22 protein-coding genes are annotated in these 25,535 nt (G+C 62.4%); 14 read left to right on the top strand and 8 right to left on the bottom strand.

Going from position 1 to position 25,535, the window contains the following annotated elements; genetic code table 11:
- Window positions 1-7 precede the first annotated feature (7 nt).
- On the top strand, window positions 8-361 hold the full coding sequence (locus ACQ4WQ_RS03050) for a ribonuclease E inhibitor RraB (protein ID WP_298408628.1): 354 nt from the start codon (window positions 8-10) through the stop codon (window positions 359-361).
- A 65-nt stretch (window positions 362-426) separates the two neighbouring features.
- Here the strand turns inward: ACQ4WQ_RS03050 and ACQ4WQ_RS03045 are convergent, their stop codons facing one another.
- Window positions 427-1,749, bottom strand: coding sequence for a homoserine dehydrogenase (locus ACQ4WQ_RS03045; RefSeq protein ID WP_436494584.1), 1,323 nt, complete (start codon window positions 1,747-1,749; stop codon window positions 427-429).
- Between the two features lie 89 nt (window positions 1,750-1,838).
- Window positions 1,839-3,068, bottom strand: a complete 1,230-nt coding sequence (locus ACQ4WQ_RS03040; RefSeq protein WP_034750427.1) for a pyridoxal phosphate-dependent aminotransferase — start codon at window positions 3,066-3,068, stop codon at window positions 1,839-1,841.
- A 424-nt stretch (window positions 3,069-3,492) separates the two neighbouring features.
- Here ACQ4WQ_RS03040 and ACQ4WQ_RS03035 point away from each other — a divergent pair, with 424 nt between their 5' ends.
- The 10 genes from ACQ4WQ_RS03035 to ACQ4WQ_RS02990 all read left to right on the top strand — a co-directional run bounded on the left by ACQ4WQ_RS03035 (window position 3,493) and on the right by ACQ4WQ_RS02990 (window position 14,303).
- Entirely contained in the window at window positions 3,493-3,885 is a 393-nt protein-coding gene (locus ACQ4WQ_RS03035) for an Mth938-like domain-containing protein (RefSeq protein WP_326456823.1), read from the top strand.
- Window positions 3,882-5,555 (top strand): glycosyltransferase family 39 protein, encoded by a 1,674-nt coding sequence (locus ACQ4WQ_RS03030; protein WP_436494582.1) that lies wholly within the window; start codon window positions 3,882-3,884, stop codon window positions 5,553-5,555. Before ACQ4WQ_RS03035 ends, ACQ4WQ_RS03030 begins: the two co-directional genes overlap by 4 nt.
- A gap of 206 nt (window positions 5,556-5,761) precedes the next feature.
- Window positions 5,762-6,898 (top strand): DegT/DnrJ/EryC1/StrS family aminotransferase, encoded by a 1,137-nt coding sequence (locus ACQ4WQ_RS03025; protein ID WP_326456825.1) that lies wholly within the window; start codon window positions 5,762-5,764, stop codon window positions 6,896-6,898.
- Window positions 6,899-6,909: 11 nt separating this feature from the next.
- The gene (locus tag ACQ4WQ_RS03020) at window positions 6,910-7,905 is read left to right on the top strand and encodes a glycosyltransferase (RefSeq protein ID WP_436494580.1); all 996 of its coding nucleotides are present in this window, start codon (window positions 6,910-6,912) and stop codon (window positions 7,903-7,905) included.
- Window positions 7,905-8,822: a formyltransferase gene (locus ACQ4WQ_RS03015; RefSeq protein WP_436494578.1), complete on the top strand. Its 918-nt coding sequence runs from the start codon at window positions 7,905-7,907 to the stop codon at window positions 8,820-8,822. The genes ACQ4WQ_RS03020 and ACQ4WQ_RS03015 overlap by 1 nt, the downstream gene beginning before the upstream one ends.
- Window positions 8,823-8,843: 21 nt before the next feature.
- Complete coding sequence (locus tag ACQ4WQ_RS03010; protein WP_070290550.1) at window positions 8,844-9,896, top strand: bifunctional UDP-4-keto-pentose/UDP-xylose synthase; 1,053 nt, start codon at window positions 8,844-8,846, stop codon at window positions 9,894-9,896.
- The gene (locus tag ACQ4WQ_RS03005) at window positions 9,896-10,855 is read left to right on the top strand and encodes a polysaccharide deacetylase family protein (RefSeq protein ID WP_436494576.1); all 960 of its coding nucleotides are present in this window, start codon (window positions 9,896-9,898) and stop codon (window positions 10,853-10,855) included. Before ACQ4WQ_RS03010 ends, ACQ4WQ_RS03005 begins: the two co-directional genes overlap by 1 nt.
- 75 nt (window positions 10,856-10,930) lie before the next feature.
- Window positions 10,931-11,401 (top strand): peroxiredoxin, encoded by a 471-nt coding sequence (locus tag ACQ4WQ_RS03000; protein WP_034750445.1) that lies wholly within the window; start codon window positions 10,931-10,933, stop codon window positions 11,399-11,401.
- A 289-nt stretch (window positions 11,402-11,690) separates the two neighbouring features.
- Window positions 11,691-13,490 carry a PhoH family protein gene (locus ACQ4WQ_RS02995; protein WP_436494574.1) on the top strand — a complete coding sequence of 600 codons (1,800 nt, stop codon included), beginning with the start codon at window positions 11,691-11,693 and terminating at the stop codon, window positions 13,488-13,490.
- A 138-nt stretch (window positions 13,491-13,628) separates the two neighbouring features.
- Window positions 13,629-14,303 carry a site-2 protease family protein gene (locus ACQ4WQ_RS02990; protein WP_436494572.1) on the top strand — a complete coding sequence of 225 codons (675 nt, stop codon included), beginning with the start codon at window positions 13,629-13,631 and terminating at the stop codon, window positions 14,301-14,303.
- A gap of 38 nt (window positions 14,304-14,341) precedes the next feature.
- Here ACQ4WQ_RS02990 and ACQ4WQ_RS02985 read toward each other — a convergent pair whose 3' ends face one another.
- Window positions 14,342-16,024, bottom strand: a complete 1,683-nt coding sequence (locus tag ACQ4WQ_RS02985; RefSeq protein WP_436494570.1) for a serine hydrolase — start codon at window positions 16,022-16,024, stop codon at window positions 14,342-14,344.
- A 220-nt stretch (window positions 16,025-16,244) separates the two neighbouring features.
- On the opposite strand from ACQ4WQ_RS02985, the gene yidD reads away from it, so the two are divergent.
- From yidD to ACQ4WQ_RS02970, 3 genes are all read left to right on the top strand, one after another.
- Window positions 16,245-16,745, top strand: coding sequence for a membrane protein insertion efficiency factor YidD (yidD, locus tag ACQ4WQ_RS02980; RefSeq protein WP_436495948.1), 501 nt, complete (start codon window positions 16,245-16,247; stop codon window positions 16,743-16,745).
- 256 nt (window positions 16,746-17,001) lie between these two features.
- Window positions 17,002-17,943, top strand: coding sequence for a bestrophin family protein (locus tag ACQ4WQ_RS02975; RefSeq protein WP_436494568.1), 942 nt, complete (start codon window positions 17,002-17,004; stop codon window positions 17,941-17,943).
- Between the two features lie 82 nt (window positions 17,944-18,025).
- Window positions 18,026-18,226: a heavy-metal-associated domain-containing protein gene (locus tag ACQ4WQ_RS02970; protein ID WP_436494566.1), complete on the top strand. Its 201-nt coding sequence runs from the start codon at window positions 18,026-18,028 to the stop codon at window positions 18,224-18,226.
- Window positions 18,227-18,271: 45 nt separating this feature from the next.
- Here the strand turns inward: ACQ4WQ_RS02970 and ACQ4WQ_RS02965 are convergent, their stop codons facing one another.
- The 5 genes from ACQ4WQ_RS02965 to ACQ4WQ_RS02945 form a co-directional block, all read right to left on the bottom strand.
- Entirely contained in the window at window positions 18,272-19,000 is a 729-nt protein-coding gene (locus tag ACQ4WQ_RS02965) for a glutathione S-transferase (RefSeq protein WP_436494564.1), read from the bottom strand.
- Window positions 19,001-19,020: 20 nt separating this feature from the next.
- The gene (gene cueR / locus ACQ4WQ_RS02960) at window positions 19,021-19,440 is read right to left on the bottom strand and encodes a Cu(I)-responsive transcriptional regulator (RefSeq protein WP_436494562.1); all 420 of its coding nucleotides are present in this window, start codon (window positions 19,438-19,440) and stop codon (window positions 19,021-19,023) included.
- A 2-nt stretch (window positions 19,441-19,442) separates the two neighbouring features.
- Window positions 19,443-21,878: a heavy metal translocating P-type ATPase gene (locus tag ACQ4WQ_RS02955; protein WP_436494560.1), complete on the bottom strand. Its 2,436-nt coding sequence runs from the start codon at window positions 21,876-21,878 to the stop codon at window positions 19,443-19,445.
- A gap of 103 nt (window positions 21,879-21,981) precedes the next feature.
- Window positions 21,982-22,698: a FecR family protein gene (locus tag ACQ4WQ_RS02950; protein ID WP_436494558.1), complete on the bottom strand. Its 717-nt coding sequence runs from the start codon at window positions 22,696-22,698 to the stop codon at window positions 21,982-21,984.
- Window positions 22,699-22,705: 7 nt separating this feature from the next.
- Window positions 22,706-25,535: beta strand repeat-containing protein (locus ACQ4WQ_RS02945; RefSeq protein ID WP_436494556.1), on the bottom strand; the 2,830-nt coding region annotated here is incomplete at its 5' end.

Below are 25,535 nucleotides of genomic sequence, written 5' to 3'. Positions count from 1 at the left end.
CACTGCCATGATGACCAAAGAAGACGTAACCGAACTGTTTGCCAATATCGCCGAGAACGCGCCGTGGGACCTGTCCCAGCCGCTGCTGTGGGGCTATTACTTCACCAACCCCACGTCCGAACCGCTGGAACAGGCCGCCACCCTGCTGGCGCTGCAGGGCTACCGCCCCGTGGAACTGTACCAGCCGGAACTCGACGACCCGGCCGCCGCCCCCGTGTGGGTGCTGCACGTGGAAAAGGCCGAAGTGCATGGCGTCGACAGCCTGCACGCGCGCAATGGCGAACTGATGGCATTTGCGCAGGACAACCAGCTGGCCAGCTATGACGGCATGGACGTGGGCCCCGTCGGTACGGCGGCGTAATCCGACGACATTACGCATAAAAAAACGGCGCCCGCGGGCGCCGTTTTGCATGGATCGCTGAAAAATCAGCTGAGGTTTTCCAGGCGGATCTTGGTGACCTTGCCCACCACGCTGCTCAAGGCTTCCATCTTTTCGATGGCGGCCGTGACGTTCTTTTCCTGCGTCTGGTGCGTCAGCATGATGATGTCCGTATGCGTCTCGCCCTCGGCCGGCTCTTTTTGCAGCATGGCGTCGATCGAGATGCCCCGTTCGGCCAGGATGCGCGTCAGGTCGGCCAGCACGCCCGGCTGGTCGGCCACGTGCATGCGCAGGTAGTAGCTGGTAGTGATTTCCGACATCGGCAAGATCGCGATATCGGTCATCGCGTTCGGCTGGAACGCCAGGTGCGGCACGCGGTGTTCTGGATCGGCCGTGGCCAGGCGCGTGATGTCGACCAGGTCGGCGATCACCGACGAGGCGGTCGGCTCGGCGCCCGCGCCGCGGCCTGAGTACAGGCTGGCGCCGACGGCGTCGCCGTGCACCAGCACCGCGTTCATGGCGCCTTCCACGTTGGCGATCAGGCGCTTGGCCGGGATCAGGGTCGGATGCACGCGCAGCTCGATGCCTTCCACGCCGTTGACGGTGGCGCGCTTGGTGATGCCCAGCAGCTTGATGCGGTAGCCCAGCTGCTCGGCATAGCGGATGTCGATGGCATTGAGGTTGCTGATGCCTTCCACGTAGGCCTTGTCGAACTGCACCGGGATGCCGAAGGCGATGGCCGACATGATGGTGGCCTTGTGCGCGGCGTCGACGCCTTCGATATCGAAGGTGGGGTCGGCTTCCGCGTAACCGAGTTCCTGCGCCTGTTTCAGCACGGTGGCGAAATCGAGGCCCTTGTCGCGCATTTCGGACAGGATGAAATTGGTGGTGCCGTTGATGATGCCGGCGATCCATTCGATGCGGTTGGCCGTCAAGCCTTCGCGCAACGCCTTGATGATGGGGATGCCGCCGGCGACGGCCGCCTCGAAGGCCACCATCACGCCCTTGTCCTGGGCGGCGGCGAAGATTTCGTTGCCGTGCACGGCCAGCAGGGCCTTGTTGGCCGTGACCACGTGCTTGCCGTTGGCGATGGCCTGCATCACCAGGGTTTTCGACAGGTCGTAGCCGCCGATCAGTTCGACGACGATGTCGATCTCGGGATCGTTGACGATGAGCATCGGGTCATTGACGACCTTGCAGCCGCCGGCGACGAGCGCTTCGGCGCGCGCCACGTCGCGCACGGCGACGGCGACGACTTCGATGCCGCGGCCCGCGCGGCGCTTGATTTCTTCCTGGTTGCGTTTCAGGACGCTGAACGTGCCGTACCCGACATTGCCCAGGCCCAGCAGGCCGATCTTGATGGATTTCATAGTTGTGCTTGACTGCTCATAAGTGGCGCCCCCTTGGGCGGCGCCAGGTTGATCGGTATGGTTGATCGAGATTGCTGCTGCTGGCCGGCTCAGCCCCGGCCGTGACGCTTGCGGTAACCTTCGAGGAAGCGCGCGATGCGCCCCATGGCCTCGGTCAGGTCATCGGAATTGGGCAGGAAGACGACGCGGAAATGGTCGGGCGCGATCCAGTTGAAGCCCGTGCCCTGCACGATCAGGACCTTGGCTTCGGCCAGTAATTCATAGGCAAACTGCTGGTCGTCGGCGATCGGGTAGATCTCCGGGTCCAGGCGCGGGAACATGTACAGCGCGGCCTTCGGCTTGACACAGGTGACGCCCGGAATATCGGTCAGCAGCTTGTGCGCCAGATCGCGCTGTTTCAACAGGCGCCCGCCGGGGCCCACCAGGTCTTGTATGCTCTGGTAGCCGCCTAACGCCGTCTGGATGGCAAACTGCCCCGGCGCGTTGGCGCATAGCCGCATCGAGGCCAGCATGTTGAGGCCCTCGATGTAATCTTTGGCGTGACGCTTTTCGCCCGAGACCACCATCCAGCCGGAACGGTAGCCGCAGGAGCGGTAATTCTTCGACAGGCCGTTCATGGTAATGAACAGCACGTCGTCGGCCAGCGAGGCGATCGACACGTGCTCGGCTTCGTCGTACAGCACCTTGTCGTAGATCTCGTCGGCGAAAATGATCAATTGATGCTGGCGCGCCAGTTCGACGATCTGCAGCAGCACGGAAACCGGGTACAGCGCGCCCGTCGGATTGTTCGGATTGATGACGACGATGGCCTTCGTCTGCGGCGTGATCTTGCGGCGCATGTCCTCGATGTCCGGATACCACTCGTTCTGCTCGTCGCACACATAATGCACGGGATTGCCGCCCGACAGGCTGACGGCGGCCGTCCACAGCGGATAGTCGGGCGCCGGCACCAGCACTTCGTCGCCACTGTTGAGCAAGGCGTTCATCGACATGACGATCAGTTCGGAAGCGCCATTGCCCAGGTAAATGTCATCGATGGTCACGCCGGCGATGTTCTTGCCTTGCGTGTAGTGCATGACGGCCTTGCGCGGCGCGAACATGCCTTTCGAATCCGTATAGCCGGCCGCGTTCTGCAGATTGAGCATCATGTCGCGCACGATCTCGTCGGGCGGATCGAAGCCGAATACGGCCAGATTGCCGATATTGAGCTTGGTGATCTTGTGGCCTTCTTCTTCCATTTGCCTGGATTTTTCCAGGACCGGGCCGCGGATGTCGTAGCAGACATCCGCCAATTTATTCGATTTCTGAATCGGTCGCAAAATAAATCCCTGTCGTGATGCGGCGCGGAGACTTGAGCTTGCAGCGTGGCCGCCGCGCCAGAACTATGAACCCGTGAAACTGCGATGCGAAAGACTGCAAGGCGAAAACAATCATTCTCGCCGAAAACAGGCCATTTTATCAAATTAAACATGGCGAACTGCAGCATTTGACGCCGATTCTGCCACGCCGGCGCAGCGGGACGACAATCCAGGCGCGCGCCATCTTCATCTTCCCTTAATCTTCCGCCATTACCATGGCGCAGGCATGCACCGCCACTGCGGCGCCAAACATTGCAATTTGGAAAGAAATTTGCTTTTCAGTCGCTCTTTTCTGTCATTTATGGCATGCTTACGCCCTTGGCCGCGGCACCCAGTTTGGCCGCGCGCGTACCGATCAACCGACACGACCAGCCCCGATATCGCCATGAAACTCCACGCCAGCAGCACCCAACAATACCAGACTGTCACCGGCTATGACGAAAACGGCGTCGAGATCAATGCCCAGCCATACAACTACAGCCTGATCGTCATGCCGGAAACACCGCCGCGCGCGTGGGAAGTGGACAGTTTCGAACAGCTGAACGAGGCGCATTTCGCGCAGATCCTGGCCGATGCGCCCGACGTGGTCATCCTCGGCACGGGCGAGCGCCAGCGCTTCGTGCACCCGAAGCTGACGGCCGCGCTGACCATGCGCCGCATCGGCGTCGAATGCATGGATAGCCAGGCCGCCTGCCGCACCTACAATATCCTCATGGGCGAAGGCCGCAAAGTCACCCTGGCCCTGATCCTGGCCCCGGCCGCAGGCAAGGTCGCATGAAAATCAATGTCAACGAACTGCACTCGTCCCGGGTGCTGATGTGGTCCCTGCTGGGCATCTTCATCGTCGTCACCCTGTATGCGCTCGGCGTGCGTACCCTGGTGCCGCCCGACGAGGGCCGCTATGCCGAGATGGCGCGCGAGATGTTCGTCACCGGCGACTGGATCACCACGCGCCTGAACGGCATCAAGTACTTTGAAAAACCGCCGCTGCAAACGTGGATGAATGCGCTGACCTTCGCCGCCTTCGGCCTGGGCGAGTGGCAGGCACGCCTGTGGACTGGCCTGTGCGGCATCATCGGCGTGTGCATGACGGCCTATGCGGGCAAGAAAGTCTTCGGTCCGCGCGTGGGCCTGTATGCGGGCCTGGTGCTGGCGTCGAGCCTGTTCTGGCTCGCTTCCGGCCAGATCAATTCGCTGGACATGGGCCTGTCGGGCATGATGACCCTGACCCTGGGCAGCCTGCTGATCGCCCAGCGCGACGACGCCACGGCGATGGAGCGGCGCAACTGGATGCTGGCCTGCTGGGCCGCCATGGCGCTGGCCGTACTGGCCAAGGGGCTGATCGGCATCGTGCTGCCGGGCGCCGTGCTGGTGCTGTATTCGCTGTGCGCGCGCGACTGGCGCATCTGGACGCGTCTGCACCTGGTCAAGGGCTTGCTGGTGTTCTTTGCCATCGCCACGCCGTGGTTCGTGCTGGTCGCCCTGCGCAATCCCGAACAGCCGTATTTCTTCTTTGTCCACGAGCATTTCCAGCGTTTCCTGATGAAGGGGCACAAGCGCGAAGGCGCCTGGTACTACTTCCTCGTGCTGCTCATTCCCGGCATCCTGCCATGGATAGGCCTGCTGCCGCAAAGCCTGGCCGCCGCCTTCCAGCGCCAGCCGGGCGCCTTCCAGCCGCGCCTGATGCTGCTGGTCTGGGCCATCTTCATTTTCTTCTTCTTCAGCTATTCGACCTCGAAGCTGCCCGGCTATATCGTGCCCATCTTCCCGGCGCTGGCATTGCTGGTGGCGCTGTACCTGGAATCGGCATCGCGGCGCCAGCGCCTGTTCGCCGCCGGCCTGCTGTGCGTGCTGGGCGCGGCCATCCTGATCGGCGGACCGATCGCCTTCGGCAAGGCCAGCGCGCGCGATCCGGCCGCCCTGATCGCACTGAAAGGCTATCAGCCATGGCTGATGGCGGCCGGCTTCTTCGCCCTGGCCGGCGGCGCCCTGGCCCTGCTGCATGCGCGCCAGCTGCGCCGCGACATGACCGTGCTGACGATCGCCGGCGCCGGCTTCCTGGCCACGCACTGCATCCTGGCCGGCTCCGAACTGTATGGCCAGAACCGCGCAGGCACCGACATGCTGCCGCAGATCCAGGCCGAACTGACGGCCGACACCAAGCTCTATTCGGTCGGCATCTATGAACAGTCGCTGACGTATTACCTGCAGCGGCCCGTGATCCTCGTCGATTACTGGGATGAATTCACGTTTGGCCTGAAACAGCAGCCGGAACTGTCGATCCCGACCATCGAGCCTTTCATCACGCAGTGGACGAACGACGCCAACGCCGGCGTGCGCGACATGGCCATCATCAGCCTGGACCGCTACAAGGAGTTGCAACAACGTGGCGTACCCATGCGTGTCATTGCCGAGGATGCGCGCCGCATGGTCATTGCCAACAAATAATGTTTAACTGGGGCGCGCGGCAGCACGGATCGCGCCCCCGGCCAGCTTGCCCCGCCCCCGCATCGGCAGGATTTTTCACCGCTGAAGGGGCCGCGCCGCCATACTGACGATATAAAATAGCCATGCCTGCCAGCGGATTTCGACCGCACTGGCAGCCTCGGCGACACCGATACACTGACACCATACCGACCCAAGAACCGCGCCCCATGACCTCTACCCTGCCCTTTTTGCCTTTTTCCAAACCCACCATCGATGAGGCGACCATCGCCGCCGTCGGCGAAGTGCTGCGCTCGGGCTGGATCACCAGCGGCCCGAAAGTGCAGGCATTCGAAGCCCAGCTGTCCGAGTATTTCGGCGGGCGTCCCGTGCGCACCTTCAATTCGGGCACGTGCACCATGGAAATCGCGCTGCGCATCGCCGGCATTGGCCCCGGCGACGAAGTCATCACCACGCCCGTATCGTGGGTCGCGACGGCCAACGTCATCATCGAAGTGGGTGCCACGCCCGTGTTCGCCGACATCGACCCCGTCACCCGGAATATCGACCTCGACAAACTGGAAGCGGCCATCACCCCGCGTACGAAAGCCATCATCCCCGTCTACCTGTCCGGCTTGCCGGTCGACATGGACCGCCTGTACGCGATTGCTGAAAAGTACAAGTTGCGGGTCGTGGAAGACGCGGCGCAAGCGTTCGGCTCCACGTGGAAGGGCAAGCGCATCGGCGCGTTTGGCGACTTCGTCTCGTTCAGCTTCCAGGCCAACAAGAACATCACCACGGGCGAAGGCGGCTGCCTCGTCCTGAACAATCTGGAAGAAGCGAAACTGGCCGAGAAATACCGGCTGCAGGGCGTCACGCGCAGCGGCGTCGACGGTATCGACGTCGACGTGCTGGGCGGCAAATACAACATGAGCGACATCATGGCCGCCATCGGCCTGGGCCAGTTCGCCAATATCGACGCCATCACGGCCCACCGCCGCGCGCTGGCACGCCACTATTTCGCGCAATTCGGCAGCGACTTCGAAGCGCAGAGCGGCGCCCAGCTGCCCGTGCAGGACTTTGAAAACAGCAACTGGCATTTGTTCCAGATCATCCTGCCCGACAATGGCCCCGGCACGCGCGCCGCGTTCATGCAGCAAATGGCGCAGCAAAACGTGGGAACGGGCTATCATTACGCACCGATCCACCTGTTTACCATGTACCGCGAACGCGGCTTTACCGAGGGCATGTTCCCCGTCTCGGAAAAGATCGGCCGCCTGACCGTGACCTTGCCGATGTTCTACGCCATGACGACACAGGACGTGGAACGCGCCGTCGCCACCGTCAAATCCATTCTCATCAAATGAGCAGCGCGCCGATGAAACCTGAACTGTCCATTATCATTCCGATCTACAACGAGCAGGATGGCCTGGCCAGCCTGTTCGCCCGCCTCTATCCGGCCCTCGACGCCTTGCAGACGAGCTACGAGATCATCTTCATCAATGATGGCAGCCGCGACAATTCGGTGGCCATCCTGGCGGAACAGTTCCGCCAGCGCCCCGACGTCACGCGCGTCGTCATATTCAACGGCAATTATGGTCAGCACATGGCCATCCTGGCCGGCTTCGAAGCCTCGCGCGGGCAGATCATGGTCACGCTCGACGCCGACCTGCAGAACCCGCCCGAAGAAATCGGCAACCTGGTGGCAAAGATGCGCGAAGGCTACGATTACGTGGGCTCGATCCGGCGCAAGCGGCAGGATTCCGCCTGGCGCACCCTGGCCTCGAAGATGATGAACCGTTTGCGCGAACGCATCACCAATATCAAGATCACGGACCAGGGCAACATGCTGCGCGCGTATGGCCGCAATGTGATCGACCTGGTCAACCAGTGCGCCGAAGTCAACACCTTCGTGCCGGCGCTCGCCTACACGTTTGCCCGCAAGCCGACGGAAATCACCGTCGAACACGAGGAACGGGCCGCCGGCGAGTCGAAATACTCGCTGTACAGCCTGATCCGCCTCAATTTCGACCTCGTCACGGGCTTTTCGCTGATTCCCCTGCAAATCTTCTCGATGCTGGGCATGCTGCTGTCGGTCAGCTCCGCCCTGCTGGTGATCTATTTGCTGGTGCGCCGCTTCCTGCTGGGCGCCGAGGCGCAGGGCGTGTTCACCCTGTTCGCCATCGCCTTCTTCCTGATGGGCGTGATCCTGTTCGGCATCGGCCTGGTGGGCGAATACGTGGGACGCATCTTCCAGCAAGTGCGTGCACGGCCCCGCTACGTGGTGCAAACCATCCTGCAGGACGGCATGCCCCAGGCGGAAGCCGAGGCGCCATCCTATGTGCGCCTGGAAAAACGCCAGGTAGGCCGCTGATGGGCGCCCCCCGCGCCGTCGTCTTCGGCTACCACAATGTGGGCGTGCGCTGCATCAAGGTGCTGCTGGCCGGCGGCGTCGATATCGCCCTCGTCGTCACGCACGAAGACAGCCCCACGGAAAACCTGTGGTTCGAATCCGTCGCCAGCCTGTGCCAGGCCGAAGGCATCCCCTACATCACGCCTTCGGACGCCCGCGCGCCCGAGCTGCTGGCGCAGGTGCAGGCGGCCAGGCCGGACATGCTGTTCAGCTTTTATTATCGCCACATGCTGCCGGCCAGCATCCTGGAAGTCGCGCCCGCCTACAATATGCACGGTTCGCTGCTGCCGCAGTTCCGCGGCCGCGCGCCCGTCAACTGGGCCGTGCTGCACGGTGCCACGGAGACGGGCGCCACCCTGCATGAAATGACGGTCAAGCCGGACGCCGGCGCCATCGTGGCGCAGACGGCCGTGCCCATCCTGCCCGACGACACGGCATTCGAAGTCTTCGGCAAGGTCACCGTGGCGGCGGAACAAACGCTGTGGGGCGTGCTGCCGGCCTTGCTGGACGGCACGGCGCCGCGCCATCTCAACGATTTGCGCCAGGGCGGCTATTTTGGCGGCCGCACGCCGGAAGACGGCCGCATCGACTGGAAGTTACCCGCGCAGCAGGTGTACAACCTGCACCGGGCCGTCGCGCCCCCGTATCCCGGCGCGTTCACCGAAGTCAACAATGTCGTTTACACCATCGAAAAAGCCCGTTTAAGCAAGCATTCAGCAGGAAGTTTGCCAGCAGGCTTGACGGTAGTGGATAATTGCATCTTTGGCGTCTGCGGAGACGGCCGCATGCTGGCCATTTCCGCGCTGAGGGCTGCCGGGGAGCCGATTTCGGCTCAGCAATTGCAAGCAAGTCTGACCGCCCGCGTCAGCACACACTGATATCACTCAAGAGAATCTCACATGAAAAAAGTCCTCATCTTAGGCGTCAACGGCTTCATCGGCCACCACCTGTCCAAGCGCATCCTGGAAACCACCGACTGGCATGTCTATGGCATGGACATGAACACGGACCGCATCACGGAATTGCTGGAAGATGACAACTACAAGTCGCGCATGCACTTCTTCGAAGGCGACATCACGATCAACAAGGAATGGGTCGAGTACCACGTCAAGAAATGCGACGTGATCCTGCCGCTGGTGGCCATCGCCACGCCATCGACCTACGTCAAGCAGCCGCTGCGCGTGTTCGAACTGGACTTCGAAGCCAACCTGCCTATCGTGCGCTCGGCCGCCAAGTACGGCAAGCACCTGGTCTTTCCGTCGACCTCGGAAGTGTATGGCATGTGCCACGACGAGGAATTCGATCCGGAAAACTCGGAACTGATTTGCGGCCCGATCAACAAGCCGCGCTGGATCTATTCGAACGCCAAGCAGCTGATGGACCGCGTGATCTGGGGCTACGGCATGGAAGGCTTGAACTTCACCCTGTTCCGTCCATTTAACTGGATCGGCGCGGGCCTGGACTCGATCCACACGCCGAAAGAAGGTTCCTCGCGCGTGGTGACGCAATTCTTCGGCCACATCGTGCGCGGCGAGAACATTTCGCTGGTCGATGGCGGCGCGCAGAAACGCGCGTTCACCTACATCGACGACGGCATCGATGCGCTGATCCGCATCATCGCCAACAAGAACGGCATCGCCAGCGGCAAGATCTACAACATTGGCAATCCGACCAATAACTATTCGATCCGCGACCTGGCCGGCATGATGCTGACCCTGGCCGCCGAATACCCGGAATACGCCGAAGGCGCGAAACACGTGAAAATCGTGGAAACGACCTCGGGCGCGTACTACGGCGCCGGCTACCAGGACGTGCAGAACCGCGTGCCGAAAATCACGAATACCTGCGAAGAGCTGGGCTGGGCGCCGACCACCACCATGGCCGATTCCCTGCGCAATATTTTCGACGCCTACCGCAGCCAGGTAGCCCAAGCCAAAGCCTTGATGGATTAATGTTGAGCAAGCCGTTCCTGACCCTGAAAATCGACGTCGATACCTATCGCGGCACCCGTGAAGGCATGGGCAATCTGGTGCGCATGCTGGCCGCGCACCAGGCCAAGGCCACCTTTCTGTTCTCGCTGGGCCCCGACCATACGGGCTGGGCCCTGCGGCGCGCCTTGCGGCCCGGCTTTTTCAGCAAGGTCTCGCGCACCTCGGTGGTCGAGCATTACGGCTTGAAAACATTGATGTACGGCACCTTGCTGCCGGGACCCGATATCGGCAAGCAGTGCGCGGCGCAATTGCGCGCCGTGCGCGATGCCGGTTTCGAGTGCGGCATCCACACCTGGGATCACACCCTGTGGCAAGACAACGTGGCCAAGCGCAACGCCGCCTGGACCATCGCCGTGATGCGCAAGGCCGCCAACCGCTACGAGCAGGTGTTCGGCACCAAGCCGCACACGCACGGCGCGGCCGGCTGGCAAATGAATGTCAGCGCCTTTGTCGAGCACGACACGGCCGGCTACCGCTTTGCCTCCGACGGCCGCGCCATGCTCGACGCGCGCGGCGCCATGGTGCATCCAAGCAATGGCCCGCACCGCGTGCGCAACGGCAACACCCTCCTGCAATGCGTGCAATTGCCCACCACCCTGCCCACCCTGGATGAATTGCTGGGTTGCGAAATCGACGGCAAACTGATCACCACCGGCAATGTTGCCGCGCATATCTTGTCGCTGACGGCGGACAATCCGCGCGACCACGTGTATACCTTGCATGCGGAACTTGAAGGACAGAAACTCGCCCCCATTTTCGAACAACTGCTGGCTGGCTGGAAAGCCCAGGGCTACCAGTTTGCAGCGATGGGCGATTATTATGAAAAGATAAAAAATACGGACTTGCCCGTGTGCCCCATCACCTGGGATGAGTTGCCCGGGCGGTCGGGACGCCTGATTGTGCAGGGCAAAGCGGCCTGAATGCTGTATTGTTGCACCTGGATGCGTTGCCAGATTAAAAACCAGCGCTGATGATCACCGTTCAGGAGAGAACCTGTGGCTGATAGCCAATCCCTCGTTAGCATACCCGACTTTAGCGCCGCGATGACCAGCGGCAAAACCTTTCAGTTGCTGGGCCGTCCGGCCAAGGCCACGGTGCTGTTTTTCTATCCGAAGGACAACACTCCTGGCTGCACCACGGAAAACATCGCTTTCCGTGACGCCTATCCGCAATTTGTTGCCGCCGGCGTGGAAATCTATGGCATCAGCCGCGATTCCCTGCGCTCGCACGAAAGCTTCAAAGCCAAGCTGGAGCTGCCATTCGAGCTCATTTCCGACCCGGACGAAGCCGTTTGCCTGCTGTTTAACGTCATGAAGATGAAACAGATGTACGGCAAGACGGTCCGTGGCGTCGAGCGCAGCACGTTTGTGATTGACGCCCAGGGCCGATTGGTGAAAGAATGGAGAGGCGTGAAGGTCGCAACTCACGTGGAAGAAGTGCTGGAATTCGTAGCGCATCTGAATTGATCGTCCATTCTGATCGCATGCGCGTTGTCGGCTTCCAGCGAGCCCGGTTCAACCGCAGTTCAGTTCACGGTACCTATCGCCATTTTGAGTCAACGAAGCGCCTCCACCCACTCCGCCAGGCGGGCCTGCAGCCCGCCGATGGCGTCCATGACCGGCCATGCTGCCGGCCTTCCGGCAGTTATTCGTCCTGTAGCATTGTTGTTCCCCCCGCATCCACCCGTGAGAAGTGCCGCCAGAAGCTGGCTGCCCATGGGCGATTCATTCCAGAAATTTTTTGATTGAGATCCTGATGCCACTGCCAAAATTACCGAGCAAGCCAGCCACCATCCTGGCCACCCAAGATTACCCAACCGCAGGCGCAGCGCGCCCGGCCACCAAAACCCCGGCAGCCAAGAAAGTGGCTGCACCGATCATTGAAGCGGCGATCGCCGAAGTTGCCAAGCCGGTCCGCAATGCGGCCACGAAGATCAAGCAAGTGGCGGCCCTGATGGTCGCCAAGCCTGCGCCGGTCGCGGCCGCGCCTGCCGCCGTCGCTGCCCCCGCAGCGAAAGCCAAGCCGGCGGCAAAAGGCAAGGTCACGCCGATCAAGTCCGTCAAGCAAGTCGAGCAGCCGCATCCTGCCAAGCACAAGGCGGTGGAAGTGCAGCTCAAGTCGTCCGCCAGCCGCGCCGCCGACCAGCGCGGCATCAGCAAACTGTTCGTGCTCGACACGAACGTGCTGATGCACGATCCATCGTCGCTGTTCCGCTTTGAGGAACACGATGTGTACCTGCCGATGATGACCCTGGAAGAGCTGGACAACCACAAAAAGGGCATGACGGAAGTGGCGCGCAATGCACGCCAGGTCTCGCGCACCCTGGACGCCCTGATCAGTAACACGGATGACGACGCCATCGAGCACGGCATCCTGCTGTCCAAGCTGGGCAACAAGGACGCCAAGGGCCGTCTGTTCTTCCAGACGCGCCTGCAAAGCGCCGACTTGCCGGCTGGCTTGCCAGTAGGCAAGGCCGACAACCAGATCCTGGCCGTCGTGCGCTCGCTCGAGTCGGAGCAGGATGGCCGTCCCGTCGTGCTGGTGTCGAAGGACATCAACATGCGCATCAAGGCGCGCGCCCTGGGCTTGCCGGCCGAAGACTACTTCAACGACCATGTGCTGGAAGACACGGACTTGCTGTACTCGGGCATCGTGCAATTGCCGGACGACTTCTGGAACAAGCACGGCAAGGACATGGAATCGTGGCAGGAAAGCAAGAACGGCTATAGCTCCACCTTCTACCGCGTGACGGGCCCGTTCATTCCATCGTTGCTGGTCAACCAGTTCATCTACCTGGAACCGAAAAACGGCGAAACGCCGTTCTACGGCCAGGTAAAGCAGATCAACGGCAAGACGGCCGTACTGCAAACCCTGCGCGACTTCAGCCACACGAAGAACAATGTGTGGGGCGTGACGGCGCGCAACCGCGAGCAGAACTTCGCGCTGAACCTGCTGATGAATCCGGAATGCGACTTCGTCACCCTGCTGGGCCAGGCCGGTACCGGCAAGACCCTGCTGGCCCTGGCCGCCGGCCTGGCGCAAGTGCTGGAAACCAAGCTCTACAATGAAATCATCGTCACCCGCGTGACGGTGCCCGTCGGCGAAGACATCGGTTTCCTGCCTGGTACGGAAGAGGAAAAGATGTCGCCATGGATGGGCGCTTTCGACGACAACCTGGAAGTGCTGAACAAGTCCGACTCCGATGGCGGCGAATGGGGCCGTGCGGCAACGCAAGACCTGATCCGCTCGCGCATCAAGATCAAGTCGCTCAACTTCATGCGCGGCCGCACCTTCGTCAACAAGTTCCTCATCATCGATGAAGCGCAAAACCTGACGCCGAAACAGGTCAAGACCCTCGTCACGCGCGCCGGTCCCGGCACGAAGATCCTGTGCCTGGGCAACATCGCGCAGATCGACACCCCGTACCTGACGGAAGGCTCGAGCGGCCTGACCTACGTGGTCGACCGCTTCAAGGGCTGGACCCACAGCGGCCATGTCACCCTGGCGCGCGGCGAGCGTTCGCGCCTGGCCGATCACGCCAGCGAAGTGCTGTAAATCGTAGCGGGCGGCGCCAGCTGCCCCAGTCATTCGAAGCCCCGGCTGCAGCGATGCAGGCGGGGCTTTTTTCATGTGCGCAACTTTTTCCTGCGACATGTTCTAATACCGCTCCTTTCTTCCTGGACAACCCGCCCCATGCATCCGGCCCTGCAGTTGCTGCTCTGCTTCATTGTCTTCATATTCATCCACATTTCCGTCATGGCGGCCTGCGCCAGGCTGTTCGGCATCACGGTGCGCAGCATCCGCTACGGCGTGGGTCCCACCCTGCTGACCTGGGGCAAAGTCCACCTCAAGCTGCTGCCGCTGGCCGGCAATCTGGTGCTGAAGGATACGCGCGAGGAAACCTTGTATGACGACGATCCCTGCCTTGACGCCTACAACTTCCAGCCGCTGTGGAAGCAGGTGCTGCTGCCCCTGAGCGGCGTGGCCGTGCTGCTGGCCTTGTCGCTGGGCATCATGGGAGCCTCGGGCTGGGAGCGCTTTATCGCCGCCTTCGGGCAAATCGTCGCTGGCGCGCTGGCGCCGTTGTCGAGGGCGCAGGAATTGCTGGGTGAGGGGGAAACATTTACCCGTACGCATGGCTTTGCGCTGGTGTTCGCCCTGTTCTCGTTGAAACTGTGCGCGTTCAACCTGCTGCCGTTTGCCGGCCTGAATGGCGGACAGGCGCTGCTGGCCATCGCGCGCGGCGGCAAGCCATATGTCGCGTGGGAAGAGCCGGTGGCGAAATGGCTGCTGCTGCCGGGACTGGCGATCGTGCTGGCGTGGCTGGGGGCGTTCGGCTGGTATGGCTGGCAAGCAATGGCGGCGTAGGCCGGCTCGCGCGCAAGCGCCTAGCCGGCCCACACACATCAGTTCACCCTTCTGGCCGGCATGTCCTGCCCTTCCTGGCGCAATACCAGTTGCTCCGTCTTGCCGCTGGCATCCTTGCTGAAGCGGACTTCCGCATCGACTTCATTCGAGAAGAAGGCCGTATCGCTCATCGGCAGCATGGCCAGCTTGCGGAAACCCGTCACCTGGGCAAAGAACTTGTCGCCTTCGCGCGTCACCTCCAGATAGACTTCGGGCGCCAGCGCATACTTGCCCACGTAAGCATCGAAATGCGCTGCCGTCATGGCCACGACGGTACGCGCCGGCCTGGCGGCGCTGGCGCGGTCGTATACCGACTTCGATTCGCCGCCGTCATTGAGGATCAGCTGCGCCTCGCCCTTCGGTCCCCGTTCGAACTCGGCCGTCGTCAATGTATTTTCAATCAGGAAACCATTCGGCGAGTACGCCAGCAGGCGTTGCGCGGGACGGCCTGTGCGTTGCAGCAGCAAGTTGCCCTCGAAGTTGCGGATCGTATAGCCGGCCTTCTCGTTGATGGCGTACACGCCCGCATACGCGTTGAGGATGGCAGGCTTGAGCGTGATGACCTTGATCTCGGGATATGGCCGGCCCACGGCGATGGCGGCCGCCTTGCGGGCCACCACGTCCGGATCGACCAGGCCCGTGTCCGAGTTTTCCAGCACGGCGACGTAGACTTTTTCCTTCGGCAAGCGCATCGCATACGTGGCAAAACCATTGATGCCGCCGCTATGGTGGATGACCGGCGTGCCTTGCCAGGTGCCCACCTTCCAGCCCAAGCCGGAGCGGGTCGCCTTGCCGTCGTTCAGCTTGGCTTGCGTGAACGCCAGCTGCCAGGTGGAAGCCTTGAGCAGCTTGCCATCGGAGATGGCCGCATCCCAGCGCGCCAGGTCGTCCACGGTGGAAACGAGGGCGCCGGCCGCATACGGCTGCGTCATGCTCAGGGGCAAGTTCGGCACGTACGCTGCTCCCGAACGGATATGCCCGGCCGCGCGCCTGGCGGGCTGGCGCTCGTGACCTTCATAGGCCGTATCGTTCATGCCCAACGGCACGAATATCTGCTGTTCCACAAACGTGGCATACGGCTGGCCCGACGCTTTTTCGATGATGGCACCCAGCAGGAAATAGCCGGAGCTGCTGTAACTCCACTGCGTGCCCGGTTCAAAGTCGAGGGGATCGTTCTTGAAGAAATCGATCATCTGCGCCACGCTCACGTCTTTGGTGCTGTTGGGCACGAATTCCGGCTTCCTTGTGTAGTCGTGAATACCGGACGTGTGCGCGAGCAGCTGCGCGATCGTGATTTTCTTGCCGTGCGTCGGATAGTCGGGCAGGAATGTCGTGATGTCATCGGTGACGGCCAGCTTGCCCTGGTCCGCCAGCAGCAGGATGGCGACAGCCGTGAATTGCTTGGAAATCGAACCCAGGCGCAGCGACATGTCCGGCGTCAGCGGCGTGCCTTCCTGCACGCTGGCCAGGCCATACGCCTTGCGCAGCAGCGGCTGGCCATCCTTGACGACGATGACGACGGCGCCCGGTTCCGTGGCCTTGTAATAGGGGGCGATGCTGGCATCGATCTGCGCCGCCAGCGCTTGCTGCTGCTGGCTCAGTGGCGCGGGCTGGCCGGCCCAGCCGGCAGGCGCTTGTAACAGGATCAAGGTAGCGAGGCAGATGCTGGAAACTTTAAACATGCGTATCACTTTCAAAGGAAGGATAAACCAGCTCGACCATACCCCTGGCGGCGGCTACCGGGATGGGATAATTTTTTTAGACAATATTTCCAATTTGCCCACCCAGCCTAGCAGAAGCGTCACGCGTAATTCTCTCCATTTATCACCATGCTAGTTTGTGCCTGCTGACGCTATTATTTTCGGGATACCTATCGTATGCTCGCACCAGTGACTTGATGGCATAGAAAAAAAAGGAGCTGGCATTTTCTCATTCGACACTTGCGGCAAACGCCTGGCCCTGCTGGCCATTCGCGCTTACCAGCGCTACCTGTCGCCCTATAAAGGCTATTCCTGCGCCTACCGCGTGCTGACGCGCCGCGACAGCTGTTCCGCCTATGGCTACAAGGTCATCGCGCGCCACGGCTTGCGCCCGGGGCTGGTGCTGTTGCAACGCCGCCTGCGCGCCTGCGGCGAACGGCATCGCCAGCACCTGGCGCTGCCGCCGCCGGCACGGCGCAGCGCGCGCCGCCGGGCCCAGGCGGGATTTTACGACTGCGACGTGCCGCTGGTCGACTGTGCCTGCGACTGCGCCGACATCACCAGCATGGCCGACTGCACCTGGCTGCGCCGCAACAAGCATCCAGGGTGGTTCCGCAACGACTACACAGCCAGTGCCGCATTGAAACGGCAGCAGGAGGAACACCGCAGGAAAATCCGGCAGGGACGGGAACTCGGCAACTGAAATTCACGCATTAACTTACAAATGAAATATTCATTCATAAAATGAATAATCCCCATTATCACTGTGAATTGGCCGGCAGAGGAACGGCGGCCTATACTCATGCCGTCTCCCCTACACTGCTTCCCATGCACACCCAGCTCAGCCCGCACACGCCGCGGGCTTTTTGTTCCCGGCAATTGCCACTGCATTTTTCCTCTTTTACCGATCACCGGGCGCGCCGTTCCCCGCCAGCCCAGCTCCCGACAGGGAGACCAGCATGATCGTGCGCGAGCGCCCATCGGCGCTACGGCTGTTCCTGGTCGTGCGCGGCTCCGTCCTGCCGCGCATCCGCACCACGCTTATCGTCAATACCCTGATCGCCACCCTGGTCACCTGGTGCCACGGCACCTTGTTCGACCACAAGGTGATCCTCACCACCATCCCGTTTACCCTGATCGGCTTGCCGCTGGCCATCTTCCTGGGCTTCCGCAATACGGCCGCCTATGACCGTTATTGGGAAGCGCGCAAGCTGTGGGGCGAACTGGTCTTGCGCAGCCGTAATTTCTCGCGCCAGTGCCAGACGATGATACGCAGCGACACGCCAGCCCACGCCAGGCTGGGCCTGGAAGATGTGCGCGTGCGCATGATTTACCGCACCATCGCCTTTTGCCACGCCCTGCGCCACCAGTTGCGCGACACGCGCGGACCGGCCGACTTGCAGCCGCTGCTGCGTCAGGCCGAATGGGAAGCGGCCTGCAAGGCGGCGAACCCGTCCGACTACCTGATGCTGCAGATGGGCCACGACCTGGCCGACTGCATCGGGCAAGGCCGCATCGACAGCATCCTGGCCACGCAGATCGATAACACGGTCTCGGCCATGGTGGCAGCGGGCGCTTCGTGCGAACGCATCCGCAGCACGCCGATTCCGTTTTCGTATTCGCTGCTGCTGCACCGCACGGCCTATCTGTACTGTTTCCTGCTGCCCTTCGGCCTCGTCGATTCGCTCGGCTTCATGACGCCCTTCGTCGTCGCCATCGTCGCCTACACCTTCTTTGGCCTCGATGCGCTGGGCGACGAGATCGAGGAACCGTTCGGCGAAGATGCCAACGATCTGCCCTTGTCAGCCATGTGCCGCGCCATCGAAATCAGCTTGCGCGAATCCGTGCAGGACGAGGACGTGCCGCCGCCCATGCAAGCCGTCGACTTCCTTCTCCACTAAAACGCGACAATGCTTCCGCTTGACCTTCCCACCGGGGCAAGGATTACAGTGGAAGCACTTAATCATTCAAGGAGTGCTTGTCATGTATCAGTTACAAGTTGAAAACATGAGCTGCGGCCATTGCGTCGGCTCGGTCACGAAAGCGGTGCAAGCCATCGATCCGCAAGCCCAGGTGCAGATCGACTTGGCCAGCAAGCGTGTCACGGTGGAATCATCGAGCGCACTGGGCGCCATCAGCGCCGCCATCGTCGAGGCGGGCTACCCCGTTACCAGCGCGCAATAAGCGTCAGACACGGACAACAGCCGGCCTTTGCGCCGGCTGTTTTTTTTACCCGTCCAGTTCCGGGTAATGGCGGAAGATGCCTTCCTGATTGAACGCGATTCTGCGCTTCGACTTCAGGTAGCGGGCGATGTTCGGCCGCGCCGCCACCGTATCGTGCAACTCGGACAGGAAGGGATATTCGGGCGCCAGGCGCGCCATGGCTTGTGGAAACGCATAACGCAAGCCGGCCAGCATCTGGAACAGCGACAGGTCGCCGTACGTGAGCTTTGCGCCCACCAGATAATGACCGCGGCTGCGATTATTCAGCAGGACCTGGGTGAAATAATCGAGGAATTTCGGCAGGCGCGTGCTGCGGAAATCCGCGCTGCGCAGCATGGCCGCCTCTTTCTGTTCCTCATAATATTGATTCATCGACAGCGGGTGATGCGTGTCGTGCACTTCCGTCAGCCAGTCGGCCATCGTCAGTTGCAGCTGGTTCAGCCACAAGCGGCCGCTTTCCGCGCGCGGCGCCAGGCCCAGGCGGCGGCCCAGGTAGAGCAGGATATTCGTCGTCTGACCGATCAGCAAGTCGCCGTCGCGCAGCACGGGCGGTGCGTAGGCGGCCTGTGGCGTAGTACCGCCATCGAGGCAGGCCAGCATCGCGGAAATGCCTTGCCCCTTGCGTTCAGGCAAACGGGCGATATCGCGGTAGTCGGCGCCCGCCTCTTCCAGGGCAAGACGGATGAATTCGCCGCGCCCCTGTATCGTAGGCCAATAATACAGTTCATACGCCATACCACCTCCGTTGATTTACCTCAATGGCAGCAAGCCTTCGCGTCCGTTTCACCGGCCAGCCCCAGGCTTTGCAGGATGGGGCAATCGGGCTTATCGTCGCCGTGGCACGATTGCGCCAGGTGAGCCAGGGTATCGCGCATTTCCGTCAATTCGGCGATGCGCTTGTTGAGCTCGGCGACGTGGGCCAGGGCGATGCCTTTCACGTCCGCGCTGGCGCGCTGGTCGTTTTGCCACAGCGACAGCAACTCGCGGATCTGTTCCAGCGAAAAACCCAGCCCCCGCCCGCGCTTGATAAAACGCAGGGCGTGCAAGTCGTTCGGCATGTAGATGCGGTAGCCGGCATCGCTGCGCGCGCTGGGTTTTAGCAATGAAATACTCTCGTAGTAGCGTATCATTTTTGCCGATACGCCCGTTTCGTTTGCCGCCTGGCCGATATTCATCCTTATTGCTCCTTGGTATGCGCGCTGCCTGAATGACTGCGGGCTTTCCAGCGGCGCAGCAACAGGGCATTGCTGATCACGCTGACCGAACTGAAGGCCATCGCCGCGCCCGCCACCATGGGGTTGAGCAGACCGAAGGCGGCCAGCGGAATGCCGATCAGGTTATAAATGAAGGCCCAGAACAGATTCTGCCGTATCTTGCTGTAGGTGCGGCGCGAGATATCGATGGCGTCGGCCACCAGGGCAGGATCGCCACGCATCAGCGTAATGCCTGCCGCATGCATGGCAACGTCCGTGCCCGTCGACATGGCGATGCCCACGTCGGCAGCGGCCAGCGCGGGCGCATCGTTGATGCCGTCGCCCACCATGGCCACTTTCGCGCCCTCGCCTTTCAGCGCGACAATTTTAGCGGTTTTATCGGCCGGCAGCATTTTCGCCGCCACCGTGTCGATGCCCAGCAGCTTGCCGACGGCGTCGGCGCTGCCTTGGTTATCCCCGGTCAGCATCACCGTGCGGATACCCAGGCTGTGCAAATGAGCAATGGCCGCCTGCGCGTTCGGCTTGACCTGGTCGCTGAAGGCGAACAGGCCCAGCAGTTCTGATCCCGAAGCCAGCCACGAGATCGTGTTGCCCGTGTTTTCCAGCGACAAGGCCTGTGCCGCCAGCGGCGTCATGTCGACGTTTAACTCCTGCATCAGACGCGTGCTGCCCAGTTTCAGGTCCAGGCCGTCGACATTCGCCGCCAGGCCGCGGCCCGGCAAGGCCGACAGGCCCGTGGACGGCAAGGGTTCGATGTGGCGCGCGCTGGCCGCATCCAGCACGGCCGTAGCCAGGCTGTGCTCGCTTCCACGCTGGATGCTGGCCGCCAGCTGCAACAGCCGTGCATCGTCGATGCCGTGCGCATGCAGGGCCGCCAGCGCAGGTTTACCGATAGTCAAGGTGCCCGTCTTGTCGAACACGACAGTATTGACGGCGTGCGCCACTTCCAGCGCTTCCGCATCCTTGATCAGGATGCCGTAGCGGGCGGCAACACCCGTACCGGCCATGATGGCCGTCGGCGTGGCCAGGCCCAGCGCGCAGGGGCAGGCGATGACCAGCACGGCCACTGCATTGATGATGGCGTTCTCCAGTTCGCCGGTAGCGAGCCACCAGCCCAGCATGGTCAGCAGCGCCAGCACCAGCACCACGGGCACAAAGATGGCGCTGACCTTGTCGACCAGGTGCTGGATGGGCGCCTTGGCCGCCTGCGCATCTTCCACCAGGCGGATGATGCGCGACAGGGTCGTTTCGCCGCCCACGGCTTGCGTGCGTACCAGCAACAAACCATCGGCATTGATGGCGCCGCCCGTGACCTTGTCGCCCACATGCTTATCGACCGGCAAGCTTTCCCCGGTGATCAGCGACTCGTTGATCTGGCTGGCGCCTTCCACCACCACGCCATCGACGGCCACCCGTTCGCCGGGGCGTATCACCACCAGGTCGCCCACTTTCACCTGTTCCACGGGCAAGTCGAGCTCAACGCCGTCGCGGCGCACGCGGGCCGATTCCGGACGCAAGACCTGCAGCGCACGGATGGCAGAGGCCGTCTGGCGCTTGGCGCGGCTTTCCAGCCATTTTCCCAGCAACACGAGCGTGATGACGACAGCCGAGGCCTCGAAGTACAGGTGCGGCAATATCTCGCCCGCCGTCAGCCATTGATAGACGGACAAGCCATACGCGGCGCTCGTGCCCAGCGCCACCAGCAAATCCATATTGCCGCTGCCGGCGCGGGCCGCCTTCCAGCCCGCCTTGTAGAAGCGCGCGCCAAAGTAAAACTGGACGGGCGTGGCCAGAACGAATTGCATCCAGCCAGGCAGCATCAGGTGGATGCCGGCCCACTCGAGCAGCATGGGCAGCATCAATGGGAAGGCCAGGACGGCAGCGAACGCCACTTTCAGGCCGTCGCGGTTCGGTGCGGCGGTGGGCGCGCTGGCCTGGCTGGCGGCGGGAACTTTGGCTGCATAGCCGGCCTTGTCGATGGCGGCGATCAGGGCGGCGGCATCCGCGCCGCCCGTCACCTTGACACGCGCGCTTTCCGTGGCCAGGTTGACGCTGGCGGCCAGTACGCCCGGCACTTTCAGCAAGGCTTTTTCCACCCGGCCCACGCAGGAGGCGCACGTCATGCCGGCGATGTTCAGGTCGATCTCGCGCTGCGCCACCGTGTAGCCGGCTTTTTCCACAGCCGCCTGCAAGGCGGCCAGGGGAATCGGCGTGTCGGAACTGATTTTGGCCACTTCGGTGGCCAGGTTGACGCTGGCCTGGGTCACGCCCGGCACGGCGGCCAGGGCCTTTTCCACGCGGCCCACGCACGAGGCGCAGCTCATGCCTTCGATGGCCAGCGCCTGCGCATGCGCGGCGGCGGGAGGGGAAGCGGCGGGAGCGAGTGCACTCTGGTTCATGGCAGATCCTGTACGAAAGATTAACTAATATGTACAGGATCTGCTATCCCATGATGGGAAGGTCAAGCCCTATTTGTCATGTGTGCCGGGCTTGCCTGAAAACTTAGCGCACCACGCAGTCGACGGTGGCAGGCTTGCCGCCTGCCGCGCTGCCTGGGCCCGGTGACGACGATGAAAAGACCGGCGGCGGCGTGAACGGGATGCCGGGGTTGACGGGCAAGGGGACGGGCGGCTGCCTGAAGTTGGGCGTATAGCCAAATTGCCCGGCAGCAAAATTACTCGTACCCGCTGGATTCGTCACATGAATCAGGCCATCGAGCACCTGCACATACAAACCGGGTGGCAGCGCCACGGGTGCCGGTGCATTGGGCAGCACTGGCCCGCCAGGTGCCGCTGGCGGCACATAGCTGGCAATGAAAGTCGTGCCGCGAATGCCGATGGTGGCGGCCGGCGTCTTCATCTCGAAGCGCTCCTTGTTGCGTTTGCCCAGCAGCCCCGTGACGGAACGCAAGCCCCCCTTGAGCAGGCTGAAGATGGCATGGTCGCCATCGGGCTGCTCGGCCGTGTAGCTGAATTGCTCGATCACGAAACTGGTATTCGGTTTCAAGGTGATTTCGCTATTGTCGATCAGCTTGATCAAGGCATAGGTCTCCTTTTCCGTCAGCAAGGTGTCGCCCTGCTCGACTTCGGACTTGATGGCCAGGATTTTCACCTTGCCATCGGCCTTTTTCGCCATCAGCGGACCACTCAATTGCATCACGGTACCGGCCACCTGGCCAGCCCAGGCGTGCGCGCCCACGCACATCAGGGCCAGCCACAAGAAGGCCTTAATTGCAGTACATTTTTTTAGCGGCATCATCGTATTTGTATCCTGTCGGTTTATCTGTGGCATCGGCAACATCCTTGCTGTCTTTCTTCTTTTCCTCAGGCTTGGCGGGCGTCGTGGATGCGAGCGGGGTGTTGGCACGGTCGGCCTGCTTGATGATGCGCAAGGCTTCATCGATGGCAGCGCTGGCGCTGGCATCGATGACGGGCTTGTCGATGGTGGTCGCTGGCAGGAAAATGGCCTCCGCCATATTTACCGTGCCGGTCGGCGCCAGCAGGGTCACACCGCTGCGCTGGCGGTTGATGCGCACACCCGAGTCGCCCGTGATGCTGCCCGTTTTCGCCAGCACGGTCATGCTGGCCGCTGCCGGCAAGGTGAAGCTTGCCGTGTCCGCAAAGCGCACATTCGCGCCCGCGCTGGCGCTGAAATTGCCGCCGCTAACGATATTCGCATTGCCGCCGACACGGATGTCGCCGCCTGCCACCAGGCTGATGTCGCGCGCTGCCGCCAGTTGCGCGCCATCGCCCAGCACCACGTCCGTGCTCGCATTGAGCGCGATATCATTGCCCGCGATCTTGCCATTGACGGAGACGGGGCTGTGCGCCTTCACGCTGACGTTGCCGCCATGCGCATCGATATTGCCGGCCGCGATGCCGCCCGTGTTGTCGATGGCGATATTGCCCGCGCCCGTGACGAGCGTTCCCAGCGTCAGGGTGCCCGGCGCCGAGGTATTGTTCAGCACAATGCCGCCCCCTGCGCTATTGCTGGCGCTAAAACTGCCCACCTGGTTGCCCGCATGGCCCAGCACGATGCCATTTTGCGCCCGTGCCGTCAGGCTGCCCGCGAGCAGCGCGCCGTCCTGGCCGATGGCGCCGGTCAAGGCGCTCAGCTGTACATCATTCGCCGCCAGGCTGGCGAAGCGCAGGTCGCCAGCCGCTTGCGTGATGGCCAGCTGGCCCGCCAGCCGGATGGCGCCGGCCACCTGGTTGAAGCTATTGGCGACGAGCAAGTTGCCATTGCCGCTCAACACGCCGCCACCCTGGGCGTAGCGGTCCGCTGACAGGCTGCCGTTCAGCAGCAAGCTGCCGCCGCTGATTTCCAGGCCGGCCAGGCCGCTCAGCACGGAACGGTCCAGCACGCTTTCGCCCAAGGTCAGGTTGCCACCAGTCAACAACAAACCCGTCGCCGAGTGCAGGTTTTTCAGGATGGTGTTGCCTGCCGCCGCGCTGTAGGTGACGATGCCATTGCTGCGGGAGAAATCGACGGCCAGCACGTTCGCGCCTTCCGGCACCACGCCGCCATCCCAGTTGGCGGCATCGCTCCACAAGCCGTTGCCGCTGCCGACCCAGGTCGACAATTGTTTTTGCGCAATCGTTGCCTGCGCCGTGCCGCCCGTCGTCTGCAAGGTATAGTTGCCCGCATCGGCGCCCGCCAGGCGGAAGCCGCCGGCCGTCACCAGCTTGCCCGTGCCCGCGTTCTTGTCGGCAAAGCTGCCGCCGCCGCCCACCACGCTGACCACATCCTGGCCCAGCACGCCATTCGCCGTGGCGCTGACTGTGGCGGAAGTCGTGCCGTCATACACCTTGCCGGCGGCGTTAAGGCCCGCCAGGGTCAGGCTGGCGGGCGTGATGCTGGCCAGCAAGCCCGTCGGCAAGACCATAAAATAATTGCCCGCATCGGCGCCCGTCAGCGCCGCACCGCTCACCTGCACGGCCTTGGCGGCGCCCACGTTCTTGTCCGCGAAGTTGGCCACTGCCGAGACTGTCAAGCTGTCGCCGGCGACACGGTCATCGCCCAGGCTCAGTTGCGCCCCCGTCGTGCCATCGTAGACCTTGCTGCCCGCCACGCCAGACAGATTCAGCGCGCGCGCGCCGATATCGGCCGTGGTGCTGCCAGAGTTGGCGCCCAGCACATAGTTGCCGGCGTCGCCGCCACTCAGGGCCACATTCGTGACATTGACAGCCTTGCCAGTACCCGCGTTCTTGTTGCCGAAGACAGCATTGCCCGCCACCGTCAGGGCGTCGCCCTGGACGCGGTCGTCGCCAAAACTCACTTGTGCGCCCGTCGTGCCATCGTAGGTCTTGTTGAGGCCTGTAAAACTCACGTTCAGGGTGCGCGCCGCGATGTCGGCTGTGGTGCTGCCAGAGTTGGCGCCCAGCACATAGTTGCCAGCGTCGGCACCGCTCACGCCCACATTGGTCACATTGACGGCCTTGGCAGTCCCTGCGTTCTTGTTGCCGAAGGCAGCGTTGCCCGCCACCGTCAGGGCGTCGCCCTGGACGCGGTCGTCGCCAAAGTTCACTTGCGCGCCCGTCGTGCCGTCGTAGGTCTTGTTGACGCCGTTAAAGCTCACGTTCAGGGTACGCGCCGAGATATCGGCCGTGGTGCTGCCAGAGTTGGCGCCCAGCACATAGTTGCCGGCGTCACCGCCGCTCAGTGCCACGTTCGTCACATTGACAGCCTTGCCAGTCCCCGCGTTCTTGTTGCCGAAGGCAGCGCTGCCCGCCACCGTCAGGGCGTCGCCCTGGACCCGGTCATCGCCAAAGTTCACTTGCGCGCCCGTCGTGCCGTCGTAGGTTTTATTGACGCCATTAAAGCTTAGGTTCAAGGTGCGTGCCGCGATATCCGCCGTGGTGCTGCCCGCATTGCTGCCCAGTACATAGTTGCCGGCGTCACCGCCGCTCAGTGCCACGTTCGTCACATTGACGGCCTTACCAGTCCCTGCGTTCTTGTTGCCGAAGGCAGCGTTGCCCGCCAGCGTCAGGACGTCGCCCTGGACCCGGTCATCGCCAAAGTTCACTTGCGCGCCCGTCGTGCCGTCGTAGGTCTTG

Origin of the sequence: Janthinobacterium goodfellowi (genome assembly GCF_051380695.1) — a bacterium.
Classification (GTDB): domain Bacteria; phylum Pseudomonadota; class Gammaproteobacteria; order Burkholderiales; family Burkholderiaceae_D; genus Janthinobacterium.
Note: the sequence above shows the minus strand (reverse complement) of the source record. Positions and strands in the feature narration are given on the sequence as shown.

Bases quoted from the DNA above. Each gene is read 5' to 3' on its own strand.
- ACQ4WQ_RS03035 (WP_326456823.1), top strand. From the start codon at position 3,493: ATGAAACTCCACGCCAGCAGCACCCAACAATACCAGACTGTCACCGGC.
- ACQ4WQ_RS02990 (WP_436494572.1), top strand. From the start codon at position 13,629: ATGCATCCGGCCCTGCAGTTGCTGCTCTGCTTCATTGTCTTCATATTC.
- ACQ4WQ_RS02965 (WP_436494564.1), bottom strand. From the start codon at position 19,000: ATGGCGTATGAACTGTATTATTGGCCTACGATACAGGGGCGCGGCGAA.
- ACQ4WQ_RS02955 (WP_436494560.1), bottom strand. From the start codon at position 21,878: ATGAACCAGAGTGCACTCGCTCCCGCCGCTTCCCCTCCCGCCGCCGCG.
- ACQ4WQ_RS03005 (WP_436494576.1), top strand. From the start codon at position 9,896: ATGTTGAGCAAGCCGTTCCTGACCCTGAAAATCGACGTCGATACCTAT.
- ACQ4WQ_RS02985 (WP_436494570.1), bottom strand. From the start codon at position 16,024: ATGTTTAAAGTTTCCAGCATCTGCCTCGCTACCTTGATCCTGTTACAA.
- ACQ4WQ_RS03025 (WP_326456825.1), top strand. From the start codon at position 5,762: ATGACCTCTACCCTGCCCTTTTTGCCTTTTTCCAAACCCACCATCGAT.
- ACQ4WQ_RS03010 (WP_070290550.1), top strand. From the start codon at position 8,844: ATGAAAAAAGTCCTCATCTTAGGCGTCAACGGCTTCATCGGCCACCAC.
- cueR (WP_436494562.1), bottom strand. From the start codon at position 19,440: ATGAATATCGGCCAGGCGGCAAACGAAACGGGCGTATCGGCAAAAATG.
- ACQ4WQ_RS03015 (WP_436494578.1), top strand. From the start codon at position 7,905: ATGGGCGCCCCCCGCGCCGTCGTCTTCGGCTACCACAATGTGGGCGTG.
- ACQ4WQ_RS02970 (WP_436494566.1), top strand. From the start codon at position 18,026: ATGTATCAGTTACAAGTTGAAAACATGAGCTGCGGCCATTGCGTCGGC.
- ACQ4WQ_RS02995 (WP_436494574.1), top strand. From the start codon at position 11,691: ATGCCACTGCCAAAATTACCGAGCAAGCCAGCCACCATCCTGGCCACC.
- ACQ4WQ_RS03045 (WP_436494584.1), bottom strand. From the start codon at position 1,749: ATGAAATCCATCAAGATCGGCCTGCTGGGCCTGGGCAATGTCGGGTAC.
- ACQ4WQ_RS03020 (WP_436494580.1), top strand. From the start codon at position 6,910: ATGAAACCTGAACTGTCCATTATCATTCCGATCTACAACGAGCAGGAT.
- ACQ4WQ_RS03030 (WP_436494582.1), top strand. From the start codon at position 3,882: ATGAAAATCAATGTCAACGAACTGCACTCGTCCCGGGTGCTGATGTGG.
- ACQ4WQ_RS03050 (WP_298408628.1), top strand. From the start codon at position 8: ATGATGACCAAAGAAGACGTAACCGAACTGTTTGCCAATATCGCCGAG.
- ACQ4WQ_RS02975 (WP_436494568.1), top strand. From the start codon at position 17,002: ATGATCGTGCGCGAGCGCCCATCGGCGCTACGGCTGTTCCTGGTCGTG.